This window comes from Streptomyces phytophilus (genome assembly GCF_013870535.1).
In the GTDB taxonomy this organism is placed as follows: Bacteria; Actinomycetota; Actinomycetes; order Streptomycetales; family Streptomycetaceae; genus Streptomyces; species Streptomyces phytophilus.
On the sequence record NZ_JACBXC010001376.1, the window covers coordinates 1 to 1,530 of the forward strand.

Consider the following 1,530-nt stretch of genomic DNA (forward strand, 5'->3'; position numbering starts at 1 on the left):
CCTCGTGGCCGTGCGCCGCCGCGGCGCCGGCACGGAACTGCCGCCCAATGCCTGAGCCGCTGCCGCCGCGGCGGCTGCTCGACCTGGACCGCGAGCACGTCTGGCACCCGTACGGGCCCATGCCCGGCCGGCAGGAGCCGCTGGTCGTCGACTCCGCCGCGGGCGTACGGCTGCGGCTGGCCGAGCCGGCGTGGGGCGTGGCCGAGCTGGTCGACGGGATGTCGTCGTGGTGGTCGGCGATCCACGGCTACCGCCACCCGGCGCTCGACGCCGCCGCCCGCGGGCAGCTGGACCGGATGAGCCACGTGATGTTCGGCGGACTCACCCACGAGCCGGCGGTGCGGCTCGCGGCGCGGCTGGTGGAGGTCACGCCGGAGCCGCTGCGGCACGTGTTCCTCAGCGACTCCGGGTCGGTGTCGGTCGAGGTCGCGGTCAAGATGTGCCTGCAGTACTGGCGTTCGCGCGGCCGGCCGGGCAAGCGCCGGCTGCTGACGTGGCGCGGCGGCTACCACGGGGACACCTGGCAGCCGATGTCGGTCTGCGACCCGGACGGCGGGATGCACGGGCTGTGGTCCGGCGTGCTGCCGCGGCAGCTGTTCGCCGGGCTGCCGCCCGCGGGCTTCGACGCGCCGGTGGACGGGGCGTACGAGCGCGAGCTGCGCGACCTCGTGGCGCGGCACGCGGACGAGCTGGCCGCGGTGATCGTGGAGCCGGTCGTGCAGGGCGCGGGCGGCATGCGCTTCACCTCGCCCGGCTATCTGCGCGTGCTGCGCGAGGCGTGCGACGCACACGGCGTGCTGCTGGTGTTCGACGAGATCGCCACCGGCTTCGGCCGCACCGGCGCGTTCTTCGCGGCGGACCACGCGGGCGTCGCACCGGACGTGATGTGCGTCGGCAAGGCGCTGACGGGCGGCTACCTGTCGATGGCCGCGACGCTGTGCACCTCCGGGGTGGCCGAGGGGATCTCGGAGGGCGAGGTTCCGGTACTCGCCCACGGCCCGACGTTCATGGGCAACCCGCTCGCTTCCGCCGTCGCCCTGGCCTCGCTCGACCTGCTCGCCGACGGCGGCTGGCGGCAGGACGTCAAGCGCATCGAGAACGGGCTGCGGGAAGGGCTGGCCGGGGCGGCGGAGCTGCCGGGGGTGGTGGACGTACGGGTGCTGGGCGCCATCGGCGTCGTCCAGCTGGACCACCACGCGGACATGGCCGCCGCCACCCGGGCCGCAGTCGGGGCCGGGGTGTGGCTGCGCCCGTTCCGCGACCTGATCTACACCATGCCGCCGTACGTGACGGGGGACGCCGACGTGGCACGCATCTGCACCGCCGTGCGCGCCGCGGCGGCGGCCGGCTGAGGGGCGAGGGGGGCAAGGCGATGGGCAGCGTACTCGTGGTCACCGGCACGTCGACCGGTGTGGGCAAGACGGTCGTCACCGCCGCCGTGGCCGCCGCGGCGCTGGCGCGGGGCCGCTCGGTGGCCGTGCTCAAACCGGCGCAGACCGGCGTGGCGCCGGACGAGCCCGGCGACGCCGA

2 protein-coding genes are annotated in these 1,530 nt (G+C 75.9%); both read left to right on the forward strand.

Annotation, left to right across the window (positions count from 1 at the left end; translation table 11 throughout):
• The first annotated feature begins 47 nt into the window (after positions 1-47).
• Positions 48-1,352 carry an adenosylmethionine--8-amino-7-oxononanoate transaminase gene (locus H5J30_RS32525; protein WP_181791253.1) on the forward strand — a complete coding sequence of 435 codons (1,305 nt, stop codon included), beginning with the start codon at positions 48-50 and terminating at the stop codon, positions 1,350-1,352.
• 20 nt (positions 1,353-1,372) lie between these two features.
• The coding region (locus H5J30_RS32530) for an AAA family ATPase (protein ID WP_181791254.1) at positions 1,373-1,530 on the forward strand (158 nt) is incomplete at its 3' end.